Origin of the sequence: Hydrogenophaga sp. R2, from assembly GCF_049843595.1 — a bacterium.
Classification (GTDB): Bacteria; Pseudomonadota; Gammaproteobacteria; order Burkholderiales; family Burkholderiaceae_C; genus Hydrogenophaga.
This window is the reverse complement of sequence record NZ_JBBHZN010000001.1, coordinates 1,048,991-1,074,521: the sequence shown is the minus strand read 5'-3', so window position 1 is coordinate 1,074,521 and position 25,531 is coordinate 1,048,991. Positions and strand designations below refer to the sequence as shown.

At 69.7% G+C, this 25,531-nt stretch carries 24 protein-coding genes and 1 riboswitch; of the genes, 18 read left to right on the top strand and 6 right to left on the bottom strand.

What is annotated here, in order from left to right:
• Positions 1 to 165 precede the first annotated feature (165 nt).
• Together WD026_RS05115 and WD026_RS05110 are read right to left on the bottom strand one after the other, a co-directional pair.
• Positions 166 to 642, bottom strand: a complete 477-nt coding sequence (locus WD026_RS05115) for a peroxiredoxin (protein WP_425722556.1) — start codon at positions 640 to 642, stop codon at positions 166 to 168.
• A gap of 146 nt (positions 643 to 788) precedes the next feature.
• Positions 789 to 1,169, bottom strand: coding sequence for an Mth938-like domain-containing protein (locus WD026_RS05110; RefSeq protein WP_425722555.1), 381 nt, complete (start codon positions 1,167 to 1,169; stop codon positions 789 to 791).
• A 125-nt stretch (positions 1,170 to 1,294) separates the two neighbouring features.
• Here WD026_RS05110 and WD026_RS05105 point away from each other — a divergent pair, with 125 nt between their 5' ends.
• The 11 genes from WD026_RS05105 (at position 1,295) to WD026_RS05055 (ending at position 16,192) form a co-directional block, all read left to right on the top strand.
• Positions 1,295 to 2,521, top strand: coding sequence for a pyridoxal phosphate-dependent aminotransferase (locus WD026_RS05105; protein ID WP_425722554.1), 1,227 nt, complete (start codon positions 1,295 to 1,297; stop codon positions 2,519 to 2,521).
• Positions 2,522 to 2,542: 21 nt separating this feature from the next.
• Complete coding sequence (locus WD026_RS05100) at positions 2,543 to 3,865, top strand: homoserine dehydrogenase (protein WP_425722553.1); 1,323 nt, start codon at positions 2,543 to 2,545, stop codon at positions 3,863 to 3,865.
• Positions 3,865 to 5,304, top strand: a complete 1,440-nt coding sequence (thrC, locus tag WD026_RS05095; protein WP_425722552.1) for a threonine synthase — start codon at positions 3,865 to 3,867, stop codon at positions 5,302 to 5,304. The genes WD026_RS05100 and thrC overlap by 1 nt, the downstream gene beginning before the upstream one ends.
• On the top strand, positions 5,301 to 5,840 hold the full coding sequence (gene mobB, locus WD026_RS05090; RefSeq protein ID WP_425722551.1) for a molybdopterin-guanine dinucleotide biosynthesis protein B: 540 nt from the start codon (positions 5,301 to 5,303) through the stop codon (positions 5,838 to 5,840). The genes thrC and mobB overlap by 4 nt, the downstream gene beginning before the upstream one ends.
• Entirely contained in the window at positions 5,837 to 7,117 is a 1,281-nt protein-coding gene (glp, locus tag WD026_RS05085) for a gephyrin-like molybdotransferase Glp (protein ID WP_425722550.1), read from the top strand. The genes mobB and glp overlap by 4 nt, the downstream gene beginning before the upstream one ends.
• Entirely contained in the window at positions 7,114 to 7,365 is a 252-nt protein-coding gene (gene moaD / locus WD026_RS05080; protein ID WP_425722549.1) for a molybdopterin converting factor subunit 1, read from the top strand. The genes glp and moaD overlap by 4 nt, the downstream gene beginning before the upstream one ends.
• 1 nt (position 7,366) lies before the next feature.
• A complete protein-coding gene (gene moaE / locus WD026_RS05075; protein ID WP_425722548.1) occupies positions 7,367 to 7,843 on the top strand; it encodes a molybdopterin synthase catalytic subunit MoaE in 477 nt (158 codons plus the stop codon).
• Positions 7,844 to 7,953: 110 nt separating this feature from the next.
• Positions 7,954 to 10,560 carry an ATP-dependent chaperone ClpB gene (gene clpB / locus WD026_RS05070; RefSeq protein ID WP_425722547.1) on the top strand — a complete coding sequence of 869 codons (2,607 nt, stop codon included), beginning with the start codon at positions 7,954 to 7,956 and terminating at the stop codon, positions 10,558 to 10,560.
• 180 nt (positions 10,561 to 10,740) lie between these two features.
• Positions 10,741 to 13,188, top strand: a complete 2,448-nt coding sequence (locus WD026_RS05065) for a DUF1631 family protein (RefSeq protein WP_425722546.1) — start codon at positions 10,741 to 10,743, stop codon at positions 13,186 to 13,188.
• A gap of 9 nt (positions 13,189 to 13,197) precedes the next feature.
• Positions 13,198 to 14,439, top strand: coding sequence for an MFS transporter (locus WD026_RS05060; RefSeq protein ID WP_425722545.1), 1,242 nt, complete (start codon positions 13,198 to 13,200; stop codon positions 14,437 to 14,439).
• Positions 14,440 to 14,476: 37 nt separating this feature from the next.
• Positions 14,477 to 16,192, top strand: a complete 1,716-nt coding sequence (locus tag WD026_RS05055; protein WP_425722544.1) for a thiamine pyrophosphate-binding protein — start codon at positions 14,477 to 14,479, stop codon at positions 16,190 to 16,192.
• Positions 16,193 to 16,269: 77 nt separating this feature from the next.
• Here WD026_RS05055 and WD026_RS05050 read toward each other — a convergent pair whose 3' ends face one another.
• Positions 16,270 to 16,719 (bottom strand): SWIB/MDM2 domain-containing protein, encoded by a 450-nt coding sequence (locus WD026_RS05050; protein ID WP_086119503.1) that lies wholly within the window; start codon positions 16,717 to 16,719, stop codon positions 16,270 to 16,272.
• 249 nt (positions 16,720 to 16,968) lie between these two features.
• On the opposite strand from WD026_RS05050, the gene rraA reads away from it, so the two are divergent.
• Entirely contained in the window at positions 16,969 to 17,469 is a 501-nt protein-coding gene (rraA, locus tag WD026_RS05045) for a ribonuclease E activity regulator RraA (RefSeq protein WP_425722543.1), read from the top strand.
• 15 nt (positions 17,470 to 17,484) lie between these two features.
• On the opposite strand, the gene WD026_RS05040 is transcribed toward rraA, so the two are convergent.
• The 3 genes from WD026_RS05040 to WD026_RS05030 all read right to left on the bottom strand — a co-directional run bounded on the left by WD026_RS05040 (position 17,485) and on the right by WD026_RS05030 (position 19,119).
• Positions 17,485 to 18,300 carry a sulfite exporter TauE/SafE family protein gene (locus WD026_RS05040; protein WP_425722542.1) on the bottom strand — a complete coding sequence of 272 codons (816 nt, stop codon included), beginning with the start codon at positions 18,298 to 18,300 and terminating at the stop codon, positions 17,485 to 17,487.
• Positions 18,301 to 18,520: 220 nt separating this feature from the next.
• A complete protein-coding gene (locus WD026_RS05035) occupies positions 18,521 to 18,898 on the bottom strand; it encodes a cell division protein ZapA (protein WP_425722541.1) in 378 nt (125 codons plus the stop codon).
• A complete protein-coding gene (locus WD026_RS05030) occupies positions 18,895 to 19,119 on the bottom strand; it encodes a DUF904 domain-containing protein (protein WP_425722540.1) in 225 nt (74 codons plus the stop codon). Before WD026_RS05030 ends, WD026_RS05035 begins: the two co-directional genes overlap by 4 nt.
• Before the next feature lie 51 nt (positions 19,120 to 19,170).
• Positions 19,171 to 19,431, top strand: a riboswitch (cobalamin riboswitch).
• A 78-nt stretch (positions 19,432 to 19,509) separates the two neighbouring features.
• On the opposite strand from WD026_RS05030, the gene WD026_RS05025 reads away from it, so the two are divergent.
• The 6 genes from WD026_RS05025 to WD026_RS05000 are packed head-to-tail and all read left to right on the top strand — an operon-like array spanning position 19,510 to position 25,515.
• Positions 19,510 to 21,477 carry a TonB-dependent receptor gene (locus WD026_RS05025; RefSeq protein WP_425722539.1) on the top strand — a complete coding sequence of 656 codons (1,968 nt, stop codon included), beginning with the start codon at positions 19,510 to 19,512 and terminating at the stop codon, positions 21,475 to 21,477.
• A gap of 5 nt (positions 21,478 to 21,482) precedes the next feature.
• Complete coding sequence (locus WD026_RS05020; protein ID WP_425722538.1) at positions 21,483 to 22,301, top strand: cobalamin-binding protein; 819 nt, start codon at positions 21,483 to 21,485, stop codon at positions 22,299 to 22,301.
• A complete protein-coding gene (locus WD026_RS05015) occupies positions 22,294 to 22,872 on the top strand; it encodes a bifunctional adenosylcobinamide kinase/adenosylcobinamide-phosphate guanylyltransferase (RefSeq protein ID WP_425722537.1) in 579 nt (192 codons plus the stop codon). Before WD026_RS05020 ends, WD026_RS05015 begins: the two co-directional genes overlap by 8 nt.
• Entirely contained in the window at positions 22,869 to 23,759 is an 891-nt protein-coding gene (locus WD026_RS05010) for an ABC transporter substrate-binding protein (protein ID WP_425722536.1), read from the top strand. The genes WD026_RS05015 and WD026_RS05010 overlap by 4 nt, the downstream gene beginning before the upstream one ends.
• Positions 23,756 to 24,757, top strand: coding sequence for a FecCD family ABC transporter permease (locus WD026_RS05005; RefSeq protein WP_425722535.1), 1,002 nt, complete (start codon positions 23,756 to 23,758; stop codon positions 24,755 to 24,757). The genes WD026_RS05010 and WD026_RS05005 overlap by 4 nt, the downstream gene beginning before the upstream one ends.
• On the top strand, positions 24,754 to 25,515 hold the full coding sequence (locus WD026_RS05000; protein ID WP_425722534.1) for an ABC transporter ATP-binding protein: 762 nt from the start codon (positions 24,754 to 24,756) through the stop codon (positions 25,513 to 25,515). The genes WD026_RS05005 and WD026_RS05000 overlap by 4 nt, the downstream gene beginning before the upstream one ends.
• The last annotated feature ends 16 nt before the right edge of the window (positions 25,516 to 25,531 follow it).

The window sequence follows — 25,531 nt, the reverse complement described above, 5'->3', positions numbered from 1 at the left end:
GCGGTGGCCGAAAAAACAAAAAGCCGCCAGGCATGCCGGGCGGCTTAGTGGACTGCGTGAGGAGCAGGAGGAGGGAGCGACGTGACGGGGACCCGGGGTCATGAACCCATTATGCATGAGCACCATGAAGCCCGGCACCCCGCGCCAACGGGTCCTGCCAGGGCGTCACGCCGCCTTCTTGAGGGCCTTGACGGCCTTGAGCACTTCCTCGACGTGGCCCGGCACTTTCAGGCCGCGCCACTCCTGGCGCAGCACGCCGTCGGGGCCGATCAGGAAGGTGCTGCGCTCGATGCCCTTGACCTTCTTGCCGTACATGATCTTGTTCTTGACCACGCCGAACATGTGGCACATCTTCTCTTCGGTGTCGGCGATCAGTTCGAAGGGCAGTTCGAGCTTGGCCTTGAAGTCGTCGTGCGACTTCATGTTGTCGCGCGAGACGCCGAACACCTGGGCGCCGGCCTTCACGAAATCCTTGTACTTGTCGCGGAACTGCATGGCTTCGGTGGTGCAGCCCGGGGTGTTGTCCTTGGGGTAGAAGTACAGCACGATCGTCTGCCCCAGGTGGCTCTGGTTGCTCACCTTGACGCCGCCGGTGGCCAGCGATTCGAATTCCGGAATGGGTTTGTTGACAACGACGGCCATGCTGCGGGGACCCCTGACTTGAGTGGATGGTGATGCGTTGTGCTCCGTTGCCCGGTGCCACCGGGGCGATCAAGGGACCCGGGGTTGCGACATGGAACAACCCCGCATTTTAACCCGAACGGGTACTTGCACCCGTGTCGGGGTGCTCACGGGTCGATCAGCAGCGCTGCCACCACCCGGCGACCTTCCCCGGCCAGGATGTTGTAGGTGCGGCAGGCGGCGGCCGTGTCCATGGTCTCCACGCCCACCCGGCGCGAGATCAGCGGCGCCAGCAAGGCCGGCGCCACGAAGCGCAGGCGCCGGCCGCTGCCCAGCAGCACCAGCTCCGGCAGCGGGCCTTCCGCGGGCAGCAGCGATTCGAAATGGGCGGCGGTCAGGTCCTCCAGCCGGGTGCAGGGCCAGGCTTCGGGGTCGCCGTCGGGGCGGACCACGATGCTCTGGTGGTGCCGTTGCCCGTTGACCGCCACCCAGCCGTCGCCATGGGCGGTGATGGCGGTGGTGTCGGGGCGGTCGGCGTGGAGTTTCATGGGCGGAAGCGGCCGGAACAGGCGTTGAACTGTGGTCAAATCCGAGGTTTTCCCTGGATTTGACGACTATAGCGCCGGTGCGAAGCCTTCGCCGGCCGACCTCCACCGTTCCGAGGACAAACCCTTTGAAGCCCATCCAGAAGTCCGCCAAGCTCGCCAACGTCTGCTACGACATCCGTGGTCCGATCATGGACGCGGCGCGGCAGATGGAGGAAGAGGGCCACAAGATCATCAAGCTCAACATCGGCAACCTGGCGGTGTTCGGCTTCGATGCGCCCGAGGAAATCCAGCAGGACATGATCCGCAACCTGCCGAACTCGGCGGGTTACTCGGACAGCAAGGGCATCTTTGCGGCGCGCAAGGCGGTCATGCACGAGACCCAGACCCAGGGCGTCAAGGGCGTGACGCTCGACGACATCTACCTGGGCAACGGCGCCAGCGAGCTGATCGTGATGGCCACCAACGCCCTGCTGGACGACGGCGACGAACTGCTGCTGCCGTCGCCCGACTACCCGCTGTGGACGGCGGCGGTCAGCCTCTCGGGCGGCACCCCGGTGCATTACCGCTGCGACGAGTCCAACGGCTGGATGCCCGACCTGGACGACATCCGCGCCAAGATCACGCCGGCCACCAAGGGCATCGTGGTCATCAACCCCAACAACCCGACCGGTGCGCTGTACTCCACCGAGCTGCTCAAGGCCATCGTGGCCCTGGCGCGCGAGCACGGGCTGGTGATCTTTGCCGACGAGGTCTACGACAAGGTGCTGTACGACGGTGCCAGGCACGTCGCCCTGGCCAGCCTGTCGGAGGACGTGCTCACGCTGACCTTCAACTCGCTGTCCAAGAGCTACCGCTCGTGTGGCTACCGCGCCGGCTGGATGGTGGTGTCGGGCGACAAGAAGCCGGCGCGCGACTACATCGAGGGCCTGAACATGCTCTCGAACATGCGGCTGTGCGCCAACGTGCCGGGGCAGTGGGCCATCCAGACCGCCCTGGGCGGCTACCAGAGCATCAACGACCTGGTGAACGAGGGTGGCCGCCTGCGCCGCCAGCGCGACCTGGCCTACGAGCTGATCACCGCCATTCCGGGCGTGACCTGCGTCAAGCCCACGGCCGCGCTCTACATGTTCCCGCGCCTGGACCCGAAGCTGTACCCGGTGCAGGACGATCAGCAGCTGTTCCTGGAACTGCTGCAGGAAACCCGGGTGATGCTGGTGCAGGGCTCCGGCTTCAACTACCCGGACAACCAGCATTTCCGCATCGTGTTCCTGCCGCACGAGGACGACCTGCGCGAGGCCATCGGCCGCGTGGCCAGGTTCCTTGAAAACTGGCGCAAGCGCCACGGCACCTGATTCATTCCAACGAGCAACGACATGAAACCGATTCAAGTGGGCCTTCTGGGCATCGGCACCGTGGGCAGCGGCACCTTCCAGGTGCTTCAGCGCAACCAGGAGGAGATCCGCCGCCGCGCCGGCCGTGGCATCCAGATCAGCATGGTGGCCGACCTGGACGTGGCGCGTGCCCGCTCCATCGTGGGCGAGGGTGTGCAGGTGGTGGGTGATGCCCGCGCCGTGATCGCCAACCCCGACATCGATGTGGTGGTGGAACTCATTGGCGGCTACGGCATTGCCAAGGCGCTGGTGCTGGAGGCCATTGCGGCCGGCAAGCATGTGGTCACCGCCAACAAGGCGCTGCTGGCCGTGCACGGTACCGAGATCTTTGCGGCGGCCGCTGCCAAGGGCGTGATGGTGGCCTTCGAGGCGGCGGTGGCCGGCGGCATTCCCATCATCAAGTCGCTGCGCGAGGGCCTGACCGCCAACCGCATCCAGTGGATCGCCGGCATCATCAACGGCACCACCAACTTCATCCTGTCCGAGATGCGCGACAAGGGCCTGGACTTCGACGTGGTGCTCAAGGAAGCGCAGCGCCTGGGCTACGCCGAAGCCGACCCGACCTTCGACATCGAAGGCGTGGACGCGGCCCACAAGGCCACGCTCATGAGCGCCATTGCCTTCGGCATCCCGGTGCAGTTCGACAAGGCCTACGTGGAGGGCATCACCCAGCTGGGCGCGGCCGACATCCGCTACGCCGAGCAGCTGGGCTACCGCATCAAGCTGCTGGGCATCACCAAGCGCGTGGCCAGCGGCATCGAGCTGCGGGTGCACCCCAGCCTGGTGCCGGCCAAGCGCCTGATCGCCAATGTGGAAGGCGCCATGAACGCCGTGGTGGTGCAGGGTGATGCCGTGGGCACCACGCTGTACTACGGCAAGGGCGCCGGCAGCGAGCCGACCGCCAGCGCGGTGGTGGCCGACCTGGTGGACATTGCCCGCCTGCAGACCGCAGACCCGCTGCACCGCGTGCCTTATCTCGCCTTCCAGCCCGACGCCATGAGCGACACCCCGGTGCTGCCCATGAGCGAGGTGGTGACCAGCTACTACCTGCGCCTGCGCGTGGCCGACGAGGCCGGCGTGCTGGCCCAGGTGACGGCCCTGCTGGCCGGCGCCGGCATCAGCATCGACGCCGTGCTGCAGCGTGAAGCCGACGAGGTGGGCGGCGAGGGCGCCACCAGCACCGACCTGATCATCCTGACCCACGACACCCGCGAAGGCACCATGAACGACGCGCTGGCCCGGCTGCAGCAGCTGCCCACCGTGCTGGCGCCCATCGTGCGCATCCGCAAGGAAGAGCTGAACTGATGCGCTACCTGTCGACCCGCGGTCATGCCGACCGCAAGCGTTTCTGCGAGATCCTGCTGGAGGGCCTGGCGCCCGACGGCGGCCTGTACCTGCCCGAGCACTACCCGCAGCTCGATGCCGCCGCGCTGGAGCGCCTGCGCGGCGTGTTCAACGGCGGCCAGGCGGGTGGCTATGCCGCGCTGGCCTTCGAGATCCTCAGCCTGTATGTGGACGACATCCCGGCCGACGACCTGCGGGCCATCTGCCAGCGCACCTACACCGAGGCGGTGTTCGGCACGCCGCAGATCGTGCCGCTGAAGACGCTGGAGCCGGGCTTCCACCTGGAGGCCCTGTCCAACGGCCCGACCCTGGCCTTCAAGGACATGGCCATGCAGCTGCTCGGCCAGCTCTTCGAGTACGAGCTGGGCCGCCGTGGCGAGCAGCTCAACATCCTGGGCGCCACCAGCGGCGACACCGGCAGCGCGGCCGAATACGCCATGCGCGGCAAGAAGGGCGTGCGCGTCTTCATGCTCAGCCCGCACGGCCGCATGAGCCCGTTCCAGCAGGCGCAGATGTTCAGCCTGATGGACGAGAACATCCACAACATCGCGGTCGAAGGCGTGTTCGACGACTGCCAGGACATCGTCAAGAACGTCAGCAACGACCTGGAGTTCAAGCGCCGCTGGCGCATCGGCACGGTCAACTCCATCAACTGGGCGCGTCTGCTGGCCCAGGTGGTGTACTACTTCGCCGGGTACTTTCAAGCCACGGCCAGCAATGCCGAGCAGGTGAGCTTCACCGTGCCCTCGGGCAACTTCGGCAACGTGTGTGCCGGTCATGTGGCCCGCATGATGGGTCTGCCCATCCGCCACCTGGTGGTGGCCACCAACGAGAACGATGTGCTCGACGAGTTCTTCCGCACCGGCGTCTACCGGGTGCGCGGCAGCGCCGACACGCACGAGACCTCCAGCCCGTCCATGGACATCTCCAAGGCCAGCAACTTCGAGCGCTTCGTGTTCGACCTGCTGGGTCGCAACGGTGATCGCACCCGTGCCCTGTTCGGCGCCGCGCTGAGCCGGGAAGGTCGCTTCAGCCTGGCCGACGACCCGAGCTTCCCGCAGGCCGCCACACGTTATGGCTTCCTGAGCGGCCGCAGCACCCATGCCAACCGGCTCGACACCATCCGCGACGTGGCGCAGCGCCACGGCGTGGTGATCGACACCCACACGGCCGACGGCGTGAAGGTGGCCCGCGAACACCGCGAGGCCGGCGTGCCCATGGTGGTGCTGGAAACCGCGCTGCCCATCAAGTTCGCCGAGACCATCGTCGAGGCGCTGGGTCGCCCGCCCGAGCGGCCGGCCGGCTTCGACGGCATCGAGGACCTGCCGCGCCGCGTGCAGGTGATGCCGGCCGACACCGCCCGGGTGCAGGCCTACATCGAACAGCACTGCGCGGCATGAAGGTCGTCGGCTTCGCCGGCTTTTCGGGTTCCGGCAAGACCACCCTGGTCGAACAGCTGATCCCGGCGCTGCGCCTGCGCGGCGCCCGGGTGTCGGTCATCAAGCATGCCCACCACAGCTTCGACATCGACCGCCCCGGCAAGGACACCTGGCGCCACCGCGAGGCCGGCGCCGTGGAGGTGGTGGCCGCCTCGCCCAGGCGGTTGGTCATCATGCGCGAGTACACCGAAGAGGCCGAGCACGATGTGCACGCGCTCATCGCCCGCCTGAGCGCCGGTGTGGACTGGGTGCTGGTGGAAGGTTTCAAGCGCAGCTCGCTGCCCAAGATCGAGGTGTGGCGCGAGGACAGCGGCCAGCCGGTCATCTACCCCGGCCACGATCGCGTGGTGGCGATTGCCACCAACAGCCCGCAGGCCCTGCCGGTGCCGACCCCGCTGCCCTTGCTGGATCTGGACGTGGCCGATGACGTGGCCGCGTGGCTGGTCGACAATGCCAAGCGTTTCGAATACACCCCGCCGGTCCACGCTGCCCCATGACGACCCCCGCCCGTTCCCCCCTGATGCCGCTGGAAGACGCGCTGGCCGCGCTGCTGCGCCATCTGCCGGCGCAGCCGGCCACCGAGTCGGTGGCCACCTTCGACGCCGACGGCCGCGTGCTGGCCGAGGACCTGGTGTCGCCGCTGCAGGTGCCGCCGCAGGACAACTCGTCCATGGACGGTTATGCCGTGCGCTCGGCCGACGTCACCGCCCCCGGCGTGGTGCTGCCGGTGACCCAGCGCATCCCGGCCGGCCATGCCGGCCATGCCCTGGAGCCGTGCACCTGCGCCCGCATCTTCACCGGCGCGCCCATGCCGCCAGGCGCCGACGCGGTGGTCATGCAGGAAGACACCCGCGCCGTGGGGGGCGATTTCCACGCGGTGCACATCGACGCCGTGCCGACCCCGGGCCAGTGGGTCCGCCGCAGCGGCGAAGACGTGATGCAGGGCGCCGTGGTGCTGCAGCGCGGCCACCGCCTCGACCCGGCCGCGCTCGGCCTGGCGGCGAGCCTGGGCCGGGACCGGCTGCAGGTGGCGGTGCGGCCGCGCGTGGCGCTGTTTTCCACCGGCGACGAACTCGTCATGCCGGGCGAGGTGGCCCCGCAGGACATGAAGCCCGGCGCCATCTACAACTCCAACCGTTTCTTCCTGCGCAGCCTGCTGCACCGCATGGGCTGCGAGGTGAGCGACCTGGGCATCGTGCCCGACCGCCGCGATGCGACCCTGGCCGCGCTGCGCTCGGCGGCCGACCACCACGACCTCATCCTCACCAGCGGCGGCGTGTCGGTGGGCGAAGAAGACCACATCAAGCCCTCGGTGCAGGCGCTGGGCCAGCTCGACCTGTGGCAGATCGCCATGAAGCCGGGCAAGCCCTTCGCCTACGGCCAGGTGCGGCGCGATGCGGGCGCGGGTGCCGATGCGGCACAGGGCTGCCACTTCATCGGCCTGCCGGGCAACCCGGTCTCCAGCTTCGTGACCTTCCTGCTGCTGGTGCGGCCCTTCCTGCTGCGGCTGCAGGGGCGTGATGCGGCCGCCTGCGGCCTGCCGCCGGCCCAGCGCCTGCCGGCCCATTTCAATCTGCCGCGCGCCGACAAGCGCCGCGAGTTCCTGCGGGTGCGCCGCAATGCCCAGGGTGGTCTCGACCTGTTCCCCAACCAGAGCTCGGGCGTACTCACCTCGGCGGTGTGGGCCGATGGCCTGGTCGACAACCCGTCGGGCACCACCATTGCGCACGGTGACACCGTGTCCTTCATTGCCTTGTCCGATCTGCTCGCATGAACATCCAGCTGCGATTCTTCGCCTCCATCCGTGAAGCCGTGGGCACCGGCAGCGAGTCGCTGAGCACCCCGGCCACCACCCTGGCGGCCCTGCGCGACGAACTGATCGCCCGTGGCGGCCCCTGGGCCGAGGCCCTGGGCCGCGAGCGTGCGGTGCGCGTCTCGCTCAACCAGACCATGGCCGACGAGGCTGCTGCGCTGGTGGAGGGCGCCGAGGTGGCCTTTTTCCCGCCCGTGACCGGGGGCTGACATGGGCCAGCCGCGCGTCTCCATCCAGACCCAGGACTTCGACCTCGGCGCCGAGGTGGCCGCCCTGCGGGCCCACGACAAGGGCGTGGGGGCGGTCTGCAGCTTCGTGGGCACGGTGCGCGACCGCAACGACGGCCAGTCGGTCAGCACGCTGGAGCTGGAGCACTACCCGGGCATGACGGAGAAGGCCATCGAGGCCATGATCGACGAGGCCCACCGCCGCTTCGACATCCTGGGCGCGCGGGTCGTCCACCGCGTGGGGCTGATGCAGCCGCTGGACCAGATCGTGCTGGTGGCCGTGACCTCGGCCCACCGGGGCCAGAGCTTCCAGGCCTGCGAGTTCATCATGGACTACCTCAAGACCCAGGCCCCGTTCTGGAAAAAAGAGCAGACCCCCGAGGGCGCGCGCTGGGTGGATGCCCGGGTCAGCGACGACGCCGCGCTGGCCCGCTGGGGCATCACCGCCAGCAACGCCTGATCTGCGTCAAACCCCCGGCCCGCGGGCTGCGGCAAGCTGGAGGGCATCACTTGAAATGAAACGGTTCGGCGCCATGTGCCGAGCAATCCCGTTTTCCGGAGTGTTGCCCCATGCGACTCGACAAACTCACCACCAAGTTTCAGGAAGCCCTGTCCGAGGCCCAGAGCCTCGCGCTGGGCAATGACCACGCCTACATCGAGCCAGTCCACGTGCTGGCCGCCATGCTGCGCCAGAGCGACGGCCCGCAGTCGCTGCTGCAGCGGGCCGACGTGAACGTGAAGGGCCTGGCCGCTGCCGCCGAGGCCGCCATCAAGCGCCTGCCGCAGGTGCAGGGCGCCGAGCAGGTGACCGTGGGCCAAGAGCTGGCCCCGCTGATGCAGGCCACCGAGAAGGAAGCCATCAAGCGCGGCGACCAGTACGTGGCCAGCGAGCTGTTCCTGCTGGCCGTGGCCGATGCCAAGGGCGAGCTGGGCCGGATGGCCAACGAGAACGGCCTGTCGCGCCGCAGCCTGGAAGCCGCCATTGCCGCCGTGCGGGGCGGGCAGGGCGTGGACAGCCCCGAGGCCGAAGGCCAGCGCGAGGCCCTCAGGAAGTACACGCTGGACCTCACAGAACGCGCCCGTGCCGGCAAGCTCGATCCGGTGATCGGCCGCGATGACGAGATCCGCCGCGCCATCCAGGTGCTGCAGCGGCGCAGCAAGAACAACCCGGTGCTCATCGGCGAACCCGGCGTGGGCAAGACCGCCATCGTGGAAGGCCTGGCCCAGCGCATCGTCGCCGGCGAGGTGCCCGACAGCCTCAAGGGCAAGCGGGTGCTGGTGCTGGACATGGCCGGTCTGCTGGCCGGTGCCAAGTTCCGCGGCGAGTTCGAGGAACGCCTGAAGGCGGTGCTCAAGGAAGTGAGCCAGGACGAGGGCCGCATCATCCTGTTCATCGACGAGATCCACACCATGGTGGGCGCCGGCAAGGCCGAGGGCGCCATGGACGCCGGCAACATGCTCAAGCCGGCGCTGGCGCGTGGCGAGCTGCACTGCATCGGCGCCACCACGCTGGACGAGTACCGCAAGTTCATCGAGAAGGACGCCGCGCTGGAGCGCCGCTTCCAGAAGGTGCTGGTGGACGAGCCCACGGTGGAGGCCACCATTGCCATCCTGCGGGGTCTGCAGGAGCGTTACGAGAAGCACCACAACGTCGACATCACCGACCCGGCCATCGTGGCTGCGGCCGAACTCAGCCACCGTTACATCACCGACCGTTTCCTGCCCGACAAGGCCATCGACCTGATCGATGAGGCAGCCGCCAAGATCAAGATCGAGCTCGACTCCAAGCCCGAGGTGATGGACAGGCTCGACCGCCGCATGATCCAGCTCAAGATCGAGCGCGAGGCGGTGCGCAAGGAAACCGACGAGGCCTCGCAGAAGCGCCTGGCCCTGATCGAGGAAGAGCTGCTCAAGCTGCAGCGCGAATACGCCGACCTGGACGCCATCTGGACCGCCGAGAAGGCCAGCGTGCAGACCTCGGGCACCGTGCGCGAGGAGATGGACAAGGTCAAGCTCGACATCGAAGCCCTCAAGCGCAAGGGCGACCTCACCAAGGTGGCCGAGCTGCAGTACGGCCGCCTGCCCGAACTGGAAAAACGCCTGAAGGAAGTGCAGGCCCAGGAAGCGGCCGGCGGCAGCGCGGGCGGCAACCGCCTGCTGCGCACCCAGGTGGGCGCGGAAGAGATTGCCGAGGTGGTGGCGCGTGCCACCGGCATCCCGGTGTCCAAGCTGATGCAGGGCGAGCGCGACAAGCTGCTGCAGATGGAGGGCAAGCTGCACGAGCGCGTGGTGGGCCAGGACGAGGCCATCGGCGCCGTGGCCAACGCCATCCGGCGTTCGCGCTCCGGCCTGTCCGACCCGAACCGCCCGACCGGCTCCTTCCTGTTCCTGGGCCCCACCGGCGTGGGCAAGACCGAGCTGTGCAAGGCCCTGGCCGGCTTCCTGTTCGACAGCGAAGACCACCTGGTGCGCATCGACATGAGCGAATTCATGGAGAAGCATTCGGTGGCCCGGCTGATTGGTGCGCCGCCCGGCTACGTGGGCTACGAGGAGGGCGGCTACCTGACCGAGGCCGTGCGCCGCAAGCCGTATTCGGTGCTGCTGCTCGACGAGGTGGAGAAGGCCCACCCGGATGTGTTCAACGTGCTGCTGCAGGTGCTGGACGACGGCCGCCTGACCGATGGCCAGGGCCGCACCGTGGACTTCAAGAACACGGTCATCGTCATGACCAGCAACATCGGCTCGCACCTGATCCAGAGCATGGTCGGCCAGCCCTACGACGAGGTGAAGGACGCGGTCTGGGGCGAGCTCAAGAACCACTTCCGGCCCGAGTTCCTCAACCGCATCGACGAGACCGTGGTGTTCCACGCACTCGACGCCAGCCACATCGAGTCGATTGCCGGCATCCAGCTCAAGGCCCTGCAGGCCCGCCTGCACAAGATGGACCTGCGGCTGGACGTGTCGCCGGCCGCCCTGGCCGAGCTGGCCAAGGTCGGCTTCGACCCGGTGTTCGGTGCCCGCCCGCTCAAGCGCGCCATCCAGCAGCGCATCGAGAACCCGCTCTCGCGCCTGCTGCTGGAAGGCCGCTACCCGCCCAAGTCGGTCATTCCGGTGGGGGTGGACCCGGTGCGCAACCCCGGGGTGTTCGAGTTCGGCGAGGCCGTGGCCATGGCCTGACCGCCTGACGGCTTGAAGGCGCCGCCGGTAACCCGGTGGCGCCCGACCGTCGGCTGCCTGGGCCGGCGCAGGCCCTGGGCCGCTCCGGGCATTCCCGACCGGCGGTTGCGGCAGGTATAACCGTGATCCCTGTCACGAATACCCCACGGGGTTGCCTGAGCCGACCTGCTGCCGCCGCCCATGAACGAGCCGTCGCCCCTGTTGCAAAGGTGCTTCAGCGAGGTGCTGGACGAGAGCCCGCGTCTGCTCGGCCGTTGCCTGGAGGCCATGATCCAGGCGCTGATCGGGCCGCAACAGCGCAGCGGTGACGTGCTGGTGGCCGACGGCTCGTCGGCGGCCTGGTCGGGCCTCATGCACCACCGCACGGCCTGGGTGAAGGCCTTCCCGGCCCGGCTGCGCGAGGCCTTCGAGCGCGGCGACGACGGTGCCGATTCCGGCACCATTCCCCTGCAGTCCGACTCGGCGCTGCTCGCCCTGGTGGACGAGGCCGACTACAACGAGCAGATCGAATTCAAGCGCATGCTGCAGCAGCTGCAGCCGCTGGTGGAACACGAGCTGGCCGCGCTGGACGCCCGCATGAGCTCGCTGGTGGGGCTGGCCACGGTGCACGCCGACCGCAACCCGCTGCGGCCCTCGGTGATGGCCCGCGAGCTCTACCGCCTGATGCAGGGCAGCGAGCCTGACCGCGAAGTCCGCACCCGCTGGCTGCGCCAGCTGGCCGTTCCCCTGGGGGCGGAACTCAGGCAGCTGTATGCCGACGTGGCCCTGCGCCTGCAGCAGGCCGACGTGCAGGAGGCCGGCTACCGGGTGCGGCTGGTCAGCGACCCGACCGGCCCCCGTGTGCCCGACACCCCGGACGACTCCCGCTACGGCCTCACCACCGAATGGTTCGATCTGCCGGGAGCCGACCCGGCGCCTGCCCCGGTCGATGCGTCCGATGCCCCGTTCACGCAGGCCGATCTGGCCCTGAGCCGATCGCCCGTCGACCCCGAGGTCTACCACCGCTTCCTGGCCGAGCCGGCCGCCACGCCCGCGCCCCCGCTGACCGGCGACTACCACCGCGCCGTGGAACGCGCCTGGTCGGAGCTGCAGTCGGCCCTGGCGGCCTACCGCCACGACGAGGCTGCCCTGCTGGCCCAGCGCCGCCAGCATGCGCACCTGCCGGCGGTGGACCGTCCCTCACGCCAGGTGAGCACCGAATCGCCACTGATGCACAGCGTGTGGGGCGAGTTCGCCAACCCCCATGTGCGGTCGCAGACGCTGCTGGCGCTGAAGCGCCAGGCCCGCCGGCAGGACCAGCCCATGGGCCTGGATGTGGTGCGCCTGCTGGTCAACCAGGTGGCCCGCGATCCCTTGCTGCTGGCCCCGGTGCGCGAGGCCGTGATCGCGCTGGAGCCGGCGCTGCTGAAGCTGGCGGTGGCCGATCCCCGGTACTTCGGGCAAGTGGACCATCCGGCGCGCCGGCTGATCGAGAGCGTGGCCCAGCGCAGCTTCCGCTTCAACGACGAGTTCGCCACCGATTTCCAGAGCTTCATGCGCCCGGTGGCGCAGGGCTTCACCTCGCTGCTGGAGCGGCCCGAGGTGGCGCCGGCCGACTTCGCCCAGGTGCTCTCGGCCCTGCAGGCCGGCTGGGCCTTGCTGGATGCCCGGGAGCACGAGCAGCGCGAACGCAGCCTGCAGGCGGCGCGCCACGCCGAGGAACGCCAGAACCTGGCCGATGCGGTGGTGCGGGAACTCAGCCAGCGCCCGGACATCGACCATGCGCCCGCCTTCCTGGTCGAGTTCCTGTATGGCCCCTGGGCGCTGGTGATCGCATCGGCCGCCCTGGACAGCCCCGGCGTGCCCGATCCCCACGGCTACCGCAAGGTGGTGACCGAGCTGATCTGGAGCATCCGCCGCGACCTCACCCTGCGCATGCCGGCCCGCCTGTTCGAGGTGCTGCCCGGCATGCTCCAGACCCTCAGGCACGGCCTGGCCCGGCTGGAGCAGGACGAAGCGGCCTTCCAGCCCTTCTTCGAGACCCTCATGCGCCTGCACGAGCCGGTGCTGCGGCTGCGCCGGGCGCGGGTGCGGCGCACCCTGGGCGAGGTGGCGCCGCCCGACTACCCGGTGCTCACCGACGTGCTGCCCCCGGCCAGCGCCGAACAGCGCCAGCCGCGGCCGGCCGAGCAGCCCTGGCTGGCGCCGGCCGAACTGGCCGCCACCGGTTTCGAGGACACCCAGGCCATGGAGCCGGCCCCGGCCGATCCGGTGCCGACCACGGCGCCCGTCACGATGCCGGTCACGGCGGCTCCCTTGGCATCGGCCACAGCAAAGACGGCGGCCGATGTCGCCCGCCTGGTGGAGGGTGAGTGGTTCGACCTGCTGTCCGGCGGCGAATGGCTGCGCGCCCAGCTGGTCTGGGCCAGCGTCCGGGGCACCCTGTACATGTTCATCAGCCGGGGGGGACGCTCCCACTCCATGACCCGGCGCACCTGCGACCGCCTGCTGCGCGAGCGGCAGCTCCGTCCGGTGGGGCGCCGCGAGGTGGTGCTGGAGGCGCTGCAGGCCGTGGCCCGGGAGCCCGCCGCGTCCGATCGGGACGCCTGGGTGCCTGCCGAGGTGGCCGATTCGCTCGAACGCCCCTAACATCGCGGGATGTCCACCGCCACCCTGACCGCCGATGCCCATCGGCAGGATCCCCCCTTGAATCCCGTTCCCCTGCGCCAGGATGCCGCCGTCATCGGCCTGGTGGGCCTGGCCCACGGCACTTCGCACTTCTCGCACCTGCTGCTGGCGCCGCTGTTCCCGGTGTTCATCCGCGATTTCGGCCTGTCGTTCTCGGACGTCGGACTGCTGATGACGGTGTTCTTCATCATCTCCGGCGTGGGCCAGGCGCTGGCCGGCTTTCTGGTGGACCGGGTGGGTGCCCGGCCGGTGCTGTTTGCCGCCATCAGCTGCTTCCTGGTGGCCTCGCTGGTGGCTTCGCAGGCCACCAGCTACGCCGGCCTGATGGCAGTGGCCATGCTGGCGGGTCTGGGCAATGCGCCCTTCCACCCGGCCGACTTCACCATCCTCAACCAGCGGGTGTCGCCGCAGCGCCTGGGCTATGCCTTCAGTGCCCACGGTCTCACCGGCAACCTGGGCTGGGCCCTGGCCCCGGCCTTCCTGGTGGGCATCTCCGCGCTGTCCGACTGGCGCACCGCCTACCTGGGTGCTGCCGTGCTGTACGTGTGCGTGCTGGCCCTGCTGTTCTGGCAGCGGGACAAGCTGCGCACCGAGGTCGTGCCGCGCAGCACGGCGGCCACGCGCGCGGCCAGCGGGGGCGATCTGGCCTTCATGCGGCTGCCGGTGGTGTGGTGGTGTTTCGCCTTCTTCCTGCTCTCCACCATGACGCTAGCCGTGGTGCAGAGCTTTGCCCCGTCCATCATGAAGGCGGTGCACGGGGTCAGCGTCGAGGTGGCCACGCTCACCGTCAGCGCCTACATGCTGTGTGGCGCCCTGGGCATGCTGGTGGGCGGTTTCGTGGCGGCCGCCAACCCGATGTCGAGCGACCGCATCGTGGCGCTCGCCATGGCGGCCGGCGCGCTGCTGCTGCTGGTGTGCGCCACCGGCTGGCTGGGCGGGCAGGGCACGCTGGTGGCCCTGGCCATCACCGGTTTTGCCGTGGGCGTGGGTGGCCCCAGCCGCGACATGATGATCAAGAAGGCCACGCCCAAGGGGGCGACCGGCCGGGTGTACGGCACGGTCTATTCCGGGCTGGATCTGGGCTTTGCCCTGTCACCCGCGCTGTTCGGCCTGCTCATGGACCGGGGCTGGTACGCCACCACGCTGGCCGGTGCGGCGCTGGTGCTGGGGCTGTCGGTGGTGGCGGCGGTCGGCGTGGGCCGTCGCACCTGAGTCTTGCCGGGGTGGCGGTCTCGGCCAGAATCGGGGCATGACGACTCAACAGCTGGCCGGACACCTCATCGTTGAATGCCTTGTGGCCCAGGGCGTGACCCACACCTTCGGGGTGCCGGGTGAGAGTTACCTGGCGGTGCTTGACGGGTTTCACCGCCACCGCGATCACATCCGCTTCATCACCAACCGGCAGGAGGGCGGGGCGGCCTTCATGGCCGAGGCCCAGGGCAAGCTCACTGGCCGTCCCGGCGTGTGCTTCGTCACCCGGGGACCGGGTGCCACCAATGCCTCCATCGGCGTGCACACCGCCTTCCAGGACAGCACCCCGATGGTGCTGTTCGTGGGCGACGTGGCCAGCGATGCCCGCGACCGCGAAGCCTTCCAGGAGCTGGACTACACCCACTTCTTTGGTCCGTCCACGCGCGGCATGGCCAAGCGGGTGGAGCGCATCGACGACCCCGAGCGCATTCCCGAATACATCGCCCGCGCCTTTGCCACCGCCATGAACGGCCGTCCCGGCCCGGTGGTGCTGGTGCTGCCGGAGGACATGCTCACCCGAGCGGTGCAGGCCCGACCGCTGCCGCGCGTGGAGCCGGTGCAGGCCTGGAGCGACCCCGGCGCCCTGCGTGAGCTGCGCAGCCTGTTGCTGGCGTCCCGGCGCCCGCTGGTGCTGGCCGGCGGCGGTGGCTGGACGCCGCAGTCCGCCGCCGCGCTGCAGCGCTTCGCCGAAAACTGGCAGCTGCCGGTGGCCAACACCTTCCGCTTCCAGGACACCTTCGACAACCACCATCCGCAGTACGCCGGCGACGTGGGTCTGGGCATCAACCCGGCGCTGGCCCGGCGCATCCACGAGAGCGACCTGATCATCGCGCTGGGCCCGCGCCTGGGCGAATCCACCACCGGTGGCTACACGCTCATCCAGGCGCCCACGCCAGCCCAGAAGCTGGTGCACATCCATGCCAGCGCCGAGGAGCTGCACCGCGTCTACCAGCCGGTGCTGGCCATCCAGTCCAGCATGAACGCCGCCGCCCGCAGCCTGGAGGTGCTGACCGCGCCGCCGCAACTGCCCTGGACCGACTGGACCCAGGCCTGCCACGCCGACTACCTGGCCAACATCGATGTCGGCAACGGCGGCGTGCAGCTGCCCGGACCCGTCGACATGCCGGCGGTCATCCACAGCCTGCAGCGCCTGCTGCCCCAGGACGCGGTGCTCACCAACGGCGCGGGCAACTTTGCCAGCTGGCTGCACCGCTTCTACCGTTACGCCGGTCTGGCGCGCGGGCACAAGACCCAGCTCGCGCCCACCAACGGCGCCATGGGCTATGGCGTGCCGGCCGGCATTGCCGCGGCCATCCTCACCGGCCGCACCGTGTTCACCATCGCGGGCGACGGCGATTTCCTCATGAACGGCCAGGAGCTGGCCACTGCCGTGCAGCACGGGGCCAAGACCATCGTGCTGGTGGTCAACAACGGCAGCTACGGCACCATCCGCATGCACCAGGAGCGCGAGTACCCGGGCCATGTGAGCGGATCGTCGCTGGGCAATCCGGACTTCTGCGCGCTGGCCCGCGCCTATGGCTACGCGGCCGAACGCGTGGAGGCCACGGCGCAGTTCGAGCCTGCGCTGCAGCGCGCGCTGCAACAGCCTGGCGGCACGGTGATCGAGCTGATGCTCGATGCCGACGTGATCACCACGCGCGCCACGCTCGGCAGCATCCGCGAGGCCGCCCTGGCACGCACCGCAAAGGCATGAAAAAGCGGGCATGAAAAAAGCCGGCGTGAGCCGGCTTTTCTGCGTGTGGCGGAGGGCTGCTGCAGCAGCCCGGACCATCACTTGAGGTGGTCGTTGACCAGCTTGGTCATCTCGAACATGGAAGCCTGGGCCTTCTTGAAGATTTCCTTCAGCTTGGCGTCGGCGTTGATCATGCGCTTGTTGACCTCGTCCTGCAGCTTGTTCTTCTTGATGTAGTCCCACACCTTCTTGGTCACTTCGGTGCGCGGCAGCGGGTTGCTGCCCACGATGGCGGCCAGTGCGGCGCTGGGGGTCAGGGCCTTCATGAAGGCGGCGTTGGGGGTGCGCTTCTTCGCCGGAGCGGCCTTCTTGGCGGCCGGGGCCTTCTTGGCCGGAGCGGCCTTCTTCGCCGGGGCAGCCTTCTTGGCGGGGGCGGCGGCCTTCTTGGCCGGAGCGGCTTTCTTCGCCGGAGCGGCGGCCTTCTTGGCCGGGGCTGCCTTCTTCGCGGGAGCGGCCTTCTTGGCCGGGGCTTTTTTCGCAGTTGCCATGGTTGAAGTTCCTTCTAGAAGTGGACTTTGTCCCGGCGGAAAACGCGCTTTCACACCGGTGCCACGCATGCTAATGGAGATGCAGGGCCAATCCAAGGTGGCCAACACGTGTTTTCCCTCTGAAAACGCGTGTTTTTGAAGACGAAAACAACACTCTGCGAAGCCCGGGTCCGCCCGGTGTGCCCGAGGCAGCGGATCGCCCGTGCTTTGTCGCGAGAATCCGGGCTTCTTCCGACCGCACTGCCTGCCATGAACGACACCCGATTCACCCCCACCTGCGACCTGTGCGATGCCCACAAGAACGACACCTCCGGTGCCTTTCGCGTGCTGCCGCCGGTGTTCCACGATTACGGCGGCCGCACCCGGTTTGCCGGCCCGGTGCACACCGTGCGCTGCTTCGAGGACAACACGCCGGTGAAGGCCGCGGTGGAGAGCGCAGGGCAGGGCCGCGTGCTGGTGGTGGACGGTGGCGGATCGCTGCGCCGTGCGCTCATCGGCGGCAACCTGGCCGCCGCTGCAGCCCGCAACGGCTGGGCCGGCGTGGTGATCGACGGCTGTGCCCGTGACGTGGCGGAACTGCGCGCATGTGATGTGGGCATTCGTGCCCTGGCGCTCATGCCGCTGCCCACCGAGCGGCGCACCGAGGGTCAGACCGGCGTGCCGGTCCAGCTGCAGGGGGTGTGGGTGCGCCCGGGCGACTGGCTGTATGCCGACGAGGACGGCATGGTCGTGGCCGACCGCCCGCTCTGAGCTGCGGTCAGACCGTCAGGCGGCCAGGCCCTTGTAGAGCATGTAGGCCGCCAGCAGGTACAGGATGCCGGCGAACGCCCGCTTGAGCGATTTCACCGGCAGCGCATGCGCCGCCTTCACGCCCAGCGGTGCCATGAGCACGCTCATGCTGGCGATCACGATGAGCGCCGGCAGGTAGATGTAGCCCACCGAGGCCGCCGGCAGACCGCTCACGTTCTGGCCGGCCACGATGTAGCCGATGGCATTGGCCAGCGCAATCGGGAAGCCCAGCGCCGCGCTGGTGGCCACCGCGTTGTGGATGACCACGTTGCACCAGGTCATGAAGGGCACGCTCACGAAGCCGCCGCCGGCACCCACCAGACCCGAGAGGAAACCGATCACGCCGCCGGCGCCCAGCAGGCCGGGCGTGCCGGGCAGGGTGCGTGTGGGTTTGGGTTTCTTGTCGAGCAGCATCTGCGTGGCCGAGAAGCTGACGAAGGCCGCAAAGAACAGGGCCAGCCAGCTGCCCTTGAGCACCGCGAACACCCCCAGGCTGGCAATGGCCGCACCCAGCACGATGCCGGGTGCCAGGCCCTTGACGATGTCCCATCGCACGGCACCGCGCTTGTGGTGGGCCCGCACGCTGGAGACCGAGGTGAAGATGATGGTGGCCATGGACGTGGCAATCGCCATCTTGACGGCCAGGTCCGGCTCGACGCCGCGTCCGGTGAGGATCAGCGTGATGAAGGGCACCATGAGCATGCCGCCTCCGATGCCCAGCAGTCCGGCCAGGAAGCCGGTGCCCAGGCCGAGCACGGCGAGTTCAGCGATCAGGAGGGGTTCGAGAGGCATGAAAGGTGTCTGCAAGTGCCGCCGGGCCGGCATCCTGAACCGGGGTTCAGGTGGGCGAGGGCAGCGGGGCTTCGGGTTCGTCTGACGCGAGACGCTCGCACCAGCCGCGCAATGTACCAAGCCCGTGCTCGATGAGCATTGGTTGCAGGAACTATAAGGCCCGGCAGCACCGCAGACGGGTGCCATTGTAGGGTGCGCGACACCGCGTGGTCGCGGTGTTTCAGATCAACCGACCGTCCTTGTCCAGCGTCTGGTCCAGGCGGCGCATCAGCTCTTCCACACGGGCCTGGGTCTGGGGGTCCAGCGGGTCCTGATCGAACGGGCCGGCATCGTGGGACGGTGCGCTTTCGGTCTGCGCGAACGAGGAGGCCTGGAACTCGGCTTCCTTCTGAGACAGCTCGAACGCCAGGTTGAGCGAGGCCAGCACGGCGATGCGGTCGCGCGCCTTGACCTTGCCCGCATCGCGGATGCGGCACATGGCGGTGTCGACCCGTTCCACCGCATCGAGCAGGGCCGACTCACCGCCTTCGGGGCAGGCCAGCAGGTAGCTCTGGCCCATGATCTGGACCTCGATCTGCTTGGTGGCGGGCTTGTTCATGCGCTGTCCTTGGTGGCGCCGGCGGCGGCCGGCAGGCGTTCGAGCAGCGCGTCGATGCGCGCCCGGGCCGCCAGCAGCCGGGACTTCAGCGAATCCCGCTCGGCCTGCAGCAGACCCACCTGCTCGGTGAGCAGGGCGTTGGTGCGCTGCAGCTCTTCATGCCGCAGCAGCAGGCGTTCCACCCGGTCGGTGAGCTGTTCGATGTGTCGGTTGCTGGTCATGGTCAGGGCCCCGCGAAGGGCTCATTGTAGGGTTCGCGTCATCCATGGCGGCTTAGAATCCGCCCTGTTGGTGCTCGCTGCCCGGATTCTCGGGCAGCAGTTCAACGGGAAGCAGGAGGGGAACCCCCAGGGGTGTACCTAACCTGCGCTGCCCCCGCAACGGTAAGCAGACGAGACCCCCGATCGCTTCGACAGAAGCGCCATCGGTGCTCCGCTTCCATCACGCAGCCACTGGGCGCCCGCAAGGGTGCCTGGGAAGGCGATGGAGGTTGTTCTGCCAGCCCGGATACCGGCCAACAAGGTGGTGGTGTGTGCCTCTGGCCCGCGCCGCCGTGACGTCCATGCACCGTCGGGGAAGGCGGTGAGGACAGCCTGTCATCGTCAACTTTCATGAAAACGCTCCCTTTGCGCGCCCGCCGGGCCGCGCTGCCGCTGGCCGTTCTGGCCGGCACCGTCGCGTCTGCGCACGCCCAGTCCGCCGATGTCCGCACCTTGTCGACCACCGTCGTCTCTGCCACCCGTTTCAGCGAGGACCTGCAGGCCCTGCCGCTGGGGGTGAGCGTGCTGACCAGCGACGACATCCGCCGCTCCGGGGCCTCCACCGTCAACGAGGCGGTCATGCGGCTGCTGGGCGTGCCCGGCCGGCAGGACCTGTACGGCGGTGGCGACTACACGCTCGACCTGCGCGGCTTCGGCAGTACCGCCGACAGCAACCAGGTGGTGGTGCTCGACGGCGTGCGCCTGAACGAGGCCGACCTGGGCGGCACCCGCCTGGCCGGCATTCCCATCGACGGTGTGGAGCGGATCGAGGTGCTGCGTGGCAGCGGTGCCGTGCTCTATGGCGAAGGCGCCACGGGGGGCGTGATCGTCATCACCACCAAGGCCGGCCTGGGCATGGAGCGCCGCTCCCGGGCCAGCCTGCAGGCGGGCGCCGGCTCCAACAGCCTGCGCGACCTGCGGGGCAGCGCCACCCTGGTGCACGGCGGCTTTTCGCTGGACCTCAATGCCCAGCAACGCACCGCCGACAACCACCGCGAGAACTTCCGCTCGGAGTCGGATGGCGGTGGCGTGACGGCCCAGTGGAGCAACGATGCCACCCGGCTGGGCGTGCGCTATGGCCGTGACGCCCTCGACACCGGGCTGCCGGGGTCCCTCACCGCAGCCCAGTACGCGAGCAACCCCTACCAGGCAGCGCCCGGCAGCCGCACCAACCGGGCATCCATCCGCAACGAGCGGGCGGGCCTGTTCGCCGAAACGCTGGTGGGTGACTGGCAGCTGGCGGCCGACGTGGGATGGCGCGACAAGTCGCTGGCCAGCGTGTCGCCGACCTTCATCTATGCCTACACGGTGGATGCGCGCCAGATCGGGCTGCGGGCGCGCCATGCCTCGCGCTGGGCCGGTGCGTCCAACGTGCTGGTGATGGGACACGACCGGGGCGACTGGAGCCGCGATGTGGCCGGCACCTCGGGCAGCCAGGCGGACCAGACATCCAAGGGCTGGTACCTCAAGGACGATCTCACCCTGGCCGGCGGGACGCGCCTGTCGGCCGGTGTGCGCACCGAATCCATCGACAAGCGCCTGAGCCGCACGGCCGGCCCGGTGCAGCTGGCCGACCGCGAAAACGCCTGGGAACTGGGCTTGAGCCAGCCGCTGTCCGGCAGCACCACCGCCTGGGCCCGCATGGGCAACAGCTTCCGGCTGGCCAATGTCGACGAGTTCAGCTTCACCAACCCGAACGTGGCGATCCGGCCCCAGACCTCGCGCGATCTGGAAAGCGGCCTGCGCTGGACCACGGCGTCGGCTCGCGCCGAGCTGAGGCTCTACCGCAGCAACCTGACCGACGAGATCGGCTACGACCCGAACGCGATCGGCCCTAACTCGGCCTTCGGCTTCAACGGCGCCAACATCAACCTGGACCCGACCCGCCGCACTGGCGTGGAGGCCGAGACCGACTGGACGCTGCAGCCGGGCCTGACAGTGGGTCTGCGCTGGGCCTACCGCCGCTCGACCTTCCGCAGCGGTCCGAACGCGGGGCGCGACGTGCCGCTGGCACCGCGCCAGGTGCTGGCCGTCCGCGCCAGCTGGAGCCCGGCGGAAAACCACCGGGTCAGCGGCGGTCTGAACCGGGTCGGCACCCAGTCGCCCGACACCTCCGGCACCTGCCGCATGCCGGCCTACACCACGGCCGATGCGCGTTACGCCTACCAGTCGGGATCGGTGGAATGGTCGTTGTCGGTGGCCAACCTGTTCGACCGCAACTACTACACGCAGGCCTTCCGCTGCGTGGGCGGGCAGCCGTCGGCGATCTACCCCGAGGCGGGCCGCCAGTTCGTGGCCGCCGTGCGCGTGGCATTCTGACGGCCATGACCCCGCGCCCCGGCCCGCAACGCATCGTCTGCCTCACCGAGGAGACCACCGAATGGCTCTACCTGCTGGGGCAGGAGAGCCGCATCGTGGGCATCTCGGGCTACACGGTGCGGCCGCGCCGGGCGCGCGACGAAAAGCCCCGGGTGAGCGCCTTCCTGAGCGCGAAGATCGACAAGATCCTGGCGCTGGAGCCGGACTGCGTGTTCGGCTTCTCCGACCTGCAGGTCGATATCGCCTCGGCGCTCATCAAGGCCGGGGTGCAGGTGACGGTGTTCAACCAGCGCAGCATCGACGAGATCCACACCATGCTGTTCCAGGTGGCCGCCATGGTGGGCTGTGCCGATGAGGGCCTGGCCTGGATCGAGGCCTCGCGCCGTCGGCTGGACGCCATCCGCGCCGACGTGGCGGCGCTGCAGGCCCAGGGCCGGCGCCGCCCGCGCGTGTTCTTCGAGGAGTGGGACGAGCCCGCCATCAGCGCCATCCGCTGGGTGTCCGAGCTGGTGGGCGTGGCCGGGGGCGACGACATCTTTCCGGAGCTGTCGCGGCAGTCGCTGGGGCGCGACCGCATCATTGCCGACGGCGCCGAGATCGTGCGGCGTGCGCCCGACATCATCGTCGGCTCCTGGTGCGGCAAGAAGTTCCGCCCCGAGAAGGTGGCGGCCCGCGCCGGCTGGCAGGACGTGCCGGCGGTGCGCCACCAGCAGCTGTTCGAGATCAAGTCGGCCGACATCCTGCAGCCCGGCCCGGCCGCGCTCACGGATGGCGTCGACCAGCTGCACCGCATCGTGCGGCAATGGATGCTGAGCCATGGCTGAGGCAGCACCCATGGGCATCGCCCGCACCGAATTCATCCTGGGCGGCCAGAAGAGCGGCAAGTCCCGACGGGCCGAACTGATGGCCCAGGCCTGGCTGCAGGCCGACCCCGGCCACGCCGCCGTGCTGCTGGCCACCGCCCAGGCCCGGGACGACGAGATGCGCCAGCGCATCGAACGCCACCAGCGCGACCGCGCCGAACGGGTGCCCGGCATGACCACGCGCGAGGTGGGCGCCGATCTGGCGCAGGCCCTGCGCCAGCTCAGCCGCCCCGGCACCCTGCTGGTGGTGGACTGCCTCACCCTGTGGCTCACCCAGCTGCTCATGCCGCTGGACGGCCCGCCGCAGGACGCCGGGCCACCGGTGGCCGACCTGTGCGCCGCCTTGCCCGATCTGGCCGGGCCGGTGGTGCTGGTGGGCAACGAGATCGGCCTGGGCGTGATCCCGATGGGGCGCGAGGTGCGCGCCTTCGTGGATGCCCTGGGCCGGCTCAACCAGGACGTGGCCGCGGTGTGCGACCGCGTCACGCTGATGGCCGCCGGCCTGCCCCTCACCCTGAAGGCGCCTGCATGATCCGACCGACCTGGCTGACCCTGCGCACCAGATGGCTGTCGTGCCTGCTGTGGCTGTGTGCGCTGCCCGCGCTGCAGGCTGCGCCGGTGCGCGTGACCGACGATCGGGGCATCACCCACCAGTGGGCACAGCCGCCGCAGCGCATCGTCTCGGTGCTGCCCTCGCTCACCGAAACCGTGTGCGAGCTGGGCCAGTGCCACCGCCTGGTGGGGGTGGACCGCTATTCCAACCATCCCGCCTCGGTGCGGCGCCTGCCGCAGGTGGGCGGCGGCATCGATCCGCAGATCGAGTCCATCGTGGCCCTGCGGCCGGACGTGGTGCTGATGTCGTCTTCCTCCCGCGGCGTGGACCGGCTGGAGGCCCTGGGCCTGAAGGTGCTCACTTTCGAGGCCCGCAACGCACCCGAAGCCCGCCGCGTCATGTTGCGCCTGGGCGAGCTGCTGCAGGTGAACGACGCCCCCCGCGTGTGGCAGGCCATCGAGGACGGGGTGGACCAGGTGGCCCGCGCGCTGCCGCGCACCGACCGGCCGTTGCGCGCCTATTACGAGGTCAGCACCGGCGGCTATGCGGCCGGGCCTTCGTCCTTCATCGGCGAACTCATGACCCGCCTGGGACTGCAGAACGTGGTGGGGCCCGAGCAGGGCCCGTTCCCGCGCATCAATCCCGAGTTCGTGGTGCGGGCCGATCCCGACCTGATCCTGATCGGCGTGCGCAATGCCCAGGGTCTGGAGAACCGGCCCGGCTGGCGCAGCATGCGGGCCATGAAGGCGCAGCGGGTCTGCGTGTTCACCGCCGACGAGTCCGACGTGCTGGTGCGCCCCGGCCCGCGCATGGCCGAGGCGGCCCGCATCATGGCCCGCTGCATCCAGCAACAGGGGGCGCGGTGAGCGGTGCCCGCCACAGCCTGTGGCTGGCCGCCGCGTTGCTGCTGCTGGCGGGCGGCCTGCTGCTGCTGGGCGCCGGCGTGGGCAGCACCGGGCTGGACAGCGTGTGGCGGGCCCGTACCGATCCGGTGGCCTGGCAGATCCTGTGGGACATCCGCCTGCCCCGCACCCTGGGCGCCTGGCTGGCCGGCGGCCTGCTGGGGCTGGCGGGGGCCCTGGCGCAGGGCCTGTTCCGCAACCCGCTGGCCGATCCCTTCCTGCTGGGCAGTGCGTCCGGTGCGGCGCTGGGCGTGGCGCTGGCACTCACCCTGTTCGGCACCTCGGCCATGGCCGCCTCGTGGGTGGTGCGGCTGGGCCTGACCGGTGCGGCCTTTGCCGGCGCGGTGGCGGGCGTGCTGCTCACCCTGATGCTGGCACGCGGCGTGCAGCAGACGCTGCGGCTGCTGCTGGCCGGCGTCATCGTCGGCGTGGTGCTGGGGGCGGCCCGCGACCTGCTAACCACCGCCGCCCCCGACACCCTGCAGGCCATGCAGGGCTTCATGCTGGGCAGCACCGGTTTTGTGGGCTGGTCGGCCTGCGGCGTGATGGCCGCAGCCCTGCTGGCCAGCCTGCTGCTGTCCATCGCACTGGGCCGCGTGCTGGACGGACTGGCCCTGGGCGAGTCCACCGCCATCAGCCTGGGCCTGCCGCTGGCCCGGGTGCGGCTGGTGCTGGTGGGCACGCTGGCGCTGGCCACCGGTGCTGCCGTGGCCCAGACCGGGCTGATCGCCTTCGTGGGCCTGGCCGCGCCGCACCTGGTGCGCGCCCTGGTCAAGACCACCCATGCCCGCCTGAGTGCGCTCAGCGCCCTCATGGGCGGGGTGCTGCTGACGGCCGCCGACATCGGCGCCCGCTGGTTCATCGCGCCCCAGGAACTGCCGGTGGGCGTGCTCACGGCGGTGCTGGGCGGCGGCTATCTGCTGTGGCTGATGCACCGGCGCCAGATCGGAGGGATGTCGTGAGCCCGGCGCTGGCCACGCGGTCCTTGTCGGTGGCACTTGGCGGCCGTCCGGTGCTGCACGGCATCGATCTGGCGCTGCCCACCGCCCGCTGGACCAGCGTGGTCGGCCCCAACGGTGCCGGCAAGTCCACCCTGCTGCGCGCCATGGCCGGGCTGTTGCCCCATGGTGGCGAGGTGTCGCTGCTGGGGCGGCCGCTGGCCGCCTGGTCGGGCCGGGAACGCGCCCGCCGCCTGGCCTGGCTGGGGCAGGGCGAATCGGGCGCCGATGACCTGAGCGTGTGGGACGTGGCCATGCTGGGCCGTCTGCCTCACCAGCCCTGGCTGGCCAGTCCCACCGACGCCGACCGCGCCGCCGTGCAGCAGGCCCTGGTGGCCACGCAGGCCTGGGACTGGCGCGAGCGGCCGCTGGGGGCCTTGTCGGGCGGTGAACGCCAGCGTGTGCTGCTGGCGCGCCTGCTGGCGGTCCAGGCCGACGTGCTGCTCATGGACGAGCCGCTGGCCAACCTCGATCCGCCGCACCAGGCCGACTGGCTGGACCTGACCCGCCGCGAGGTGGCGGCCGGGCGCACCGTGGTCACGGTGCTGCACGAAATCGGCATGGCCCTGCACGCCGACGAGATGGTGATCGTGGACCAGGGCGTCATCCGCCACCGCGGGCCGGCCAGCGACCCCGCCACCCGCGCCGCACTGGAGGCGGTGTTCCACCACCGCATCCGCATCCTGCAGGCCGGCGACCAGTGGGTCGCCGTCCCGTGCTGAACCCACCCTGAGCCCA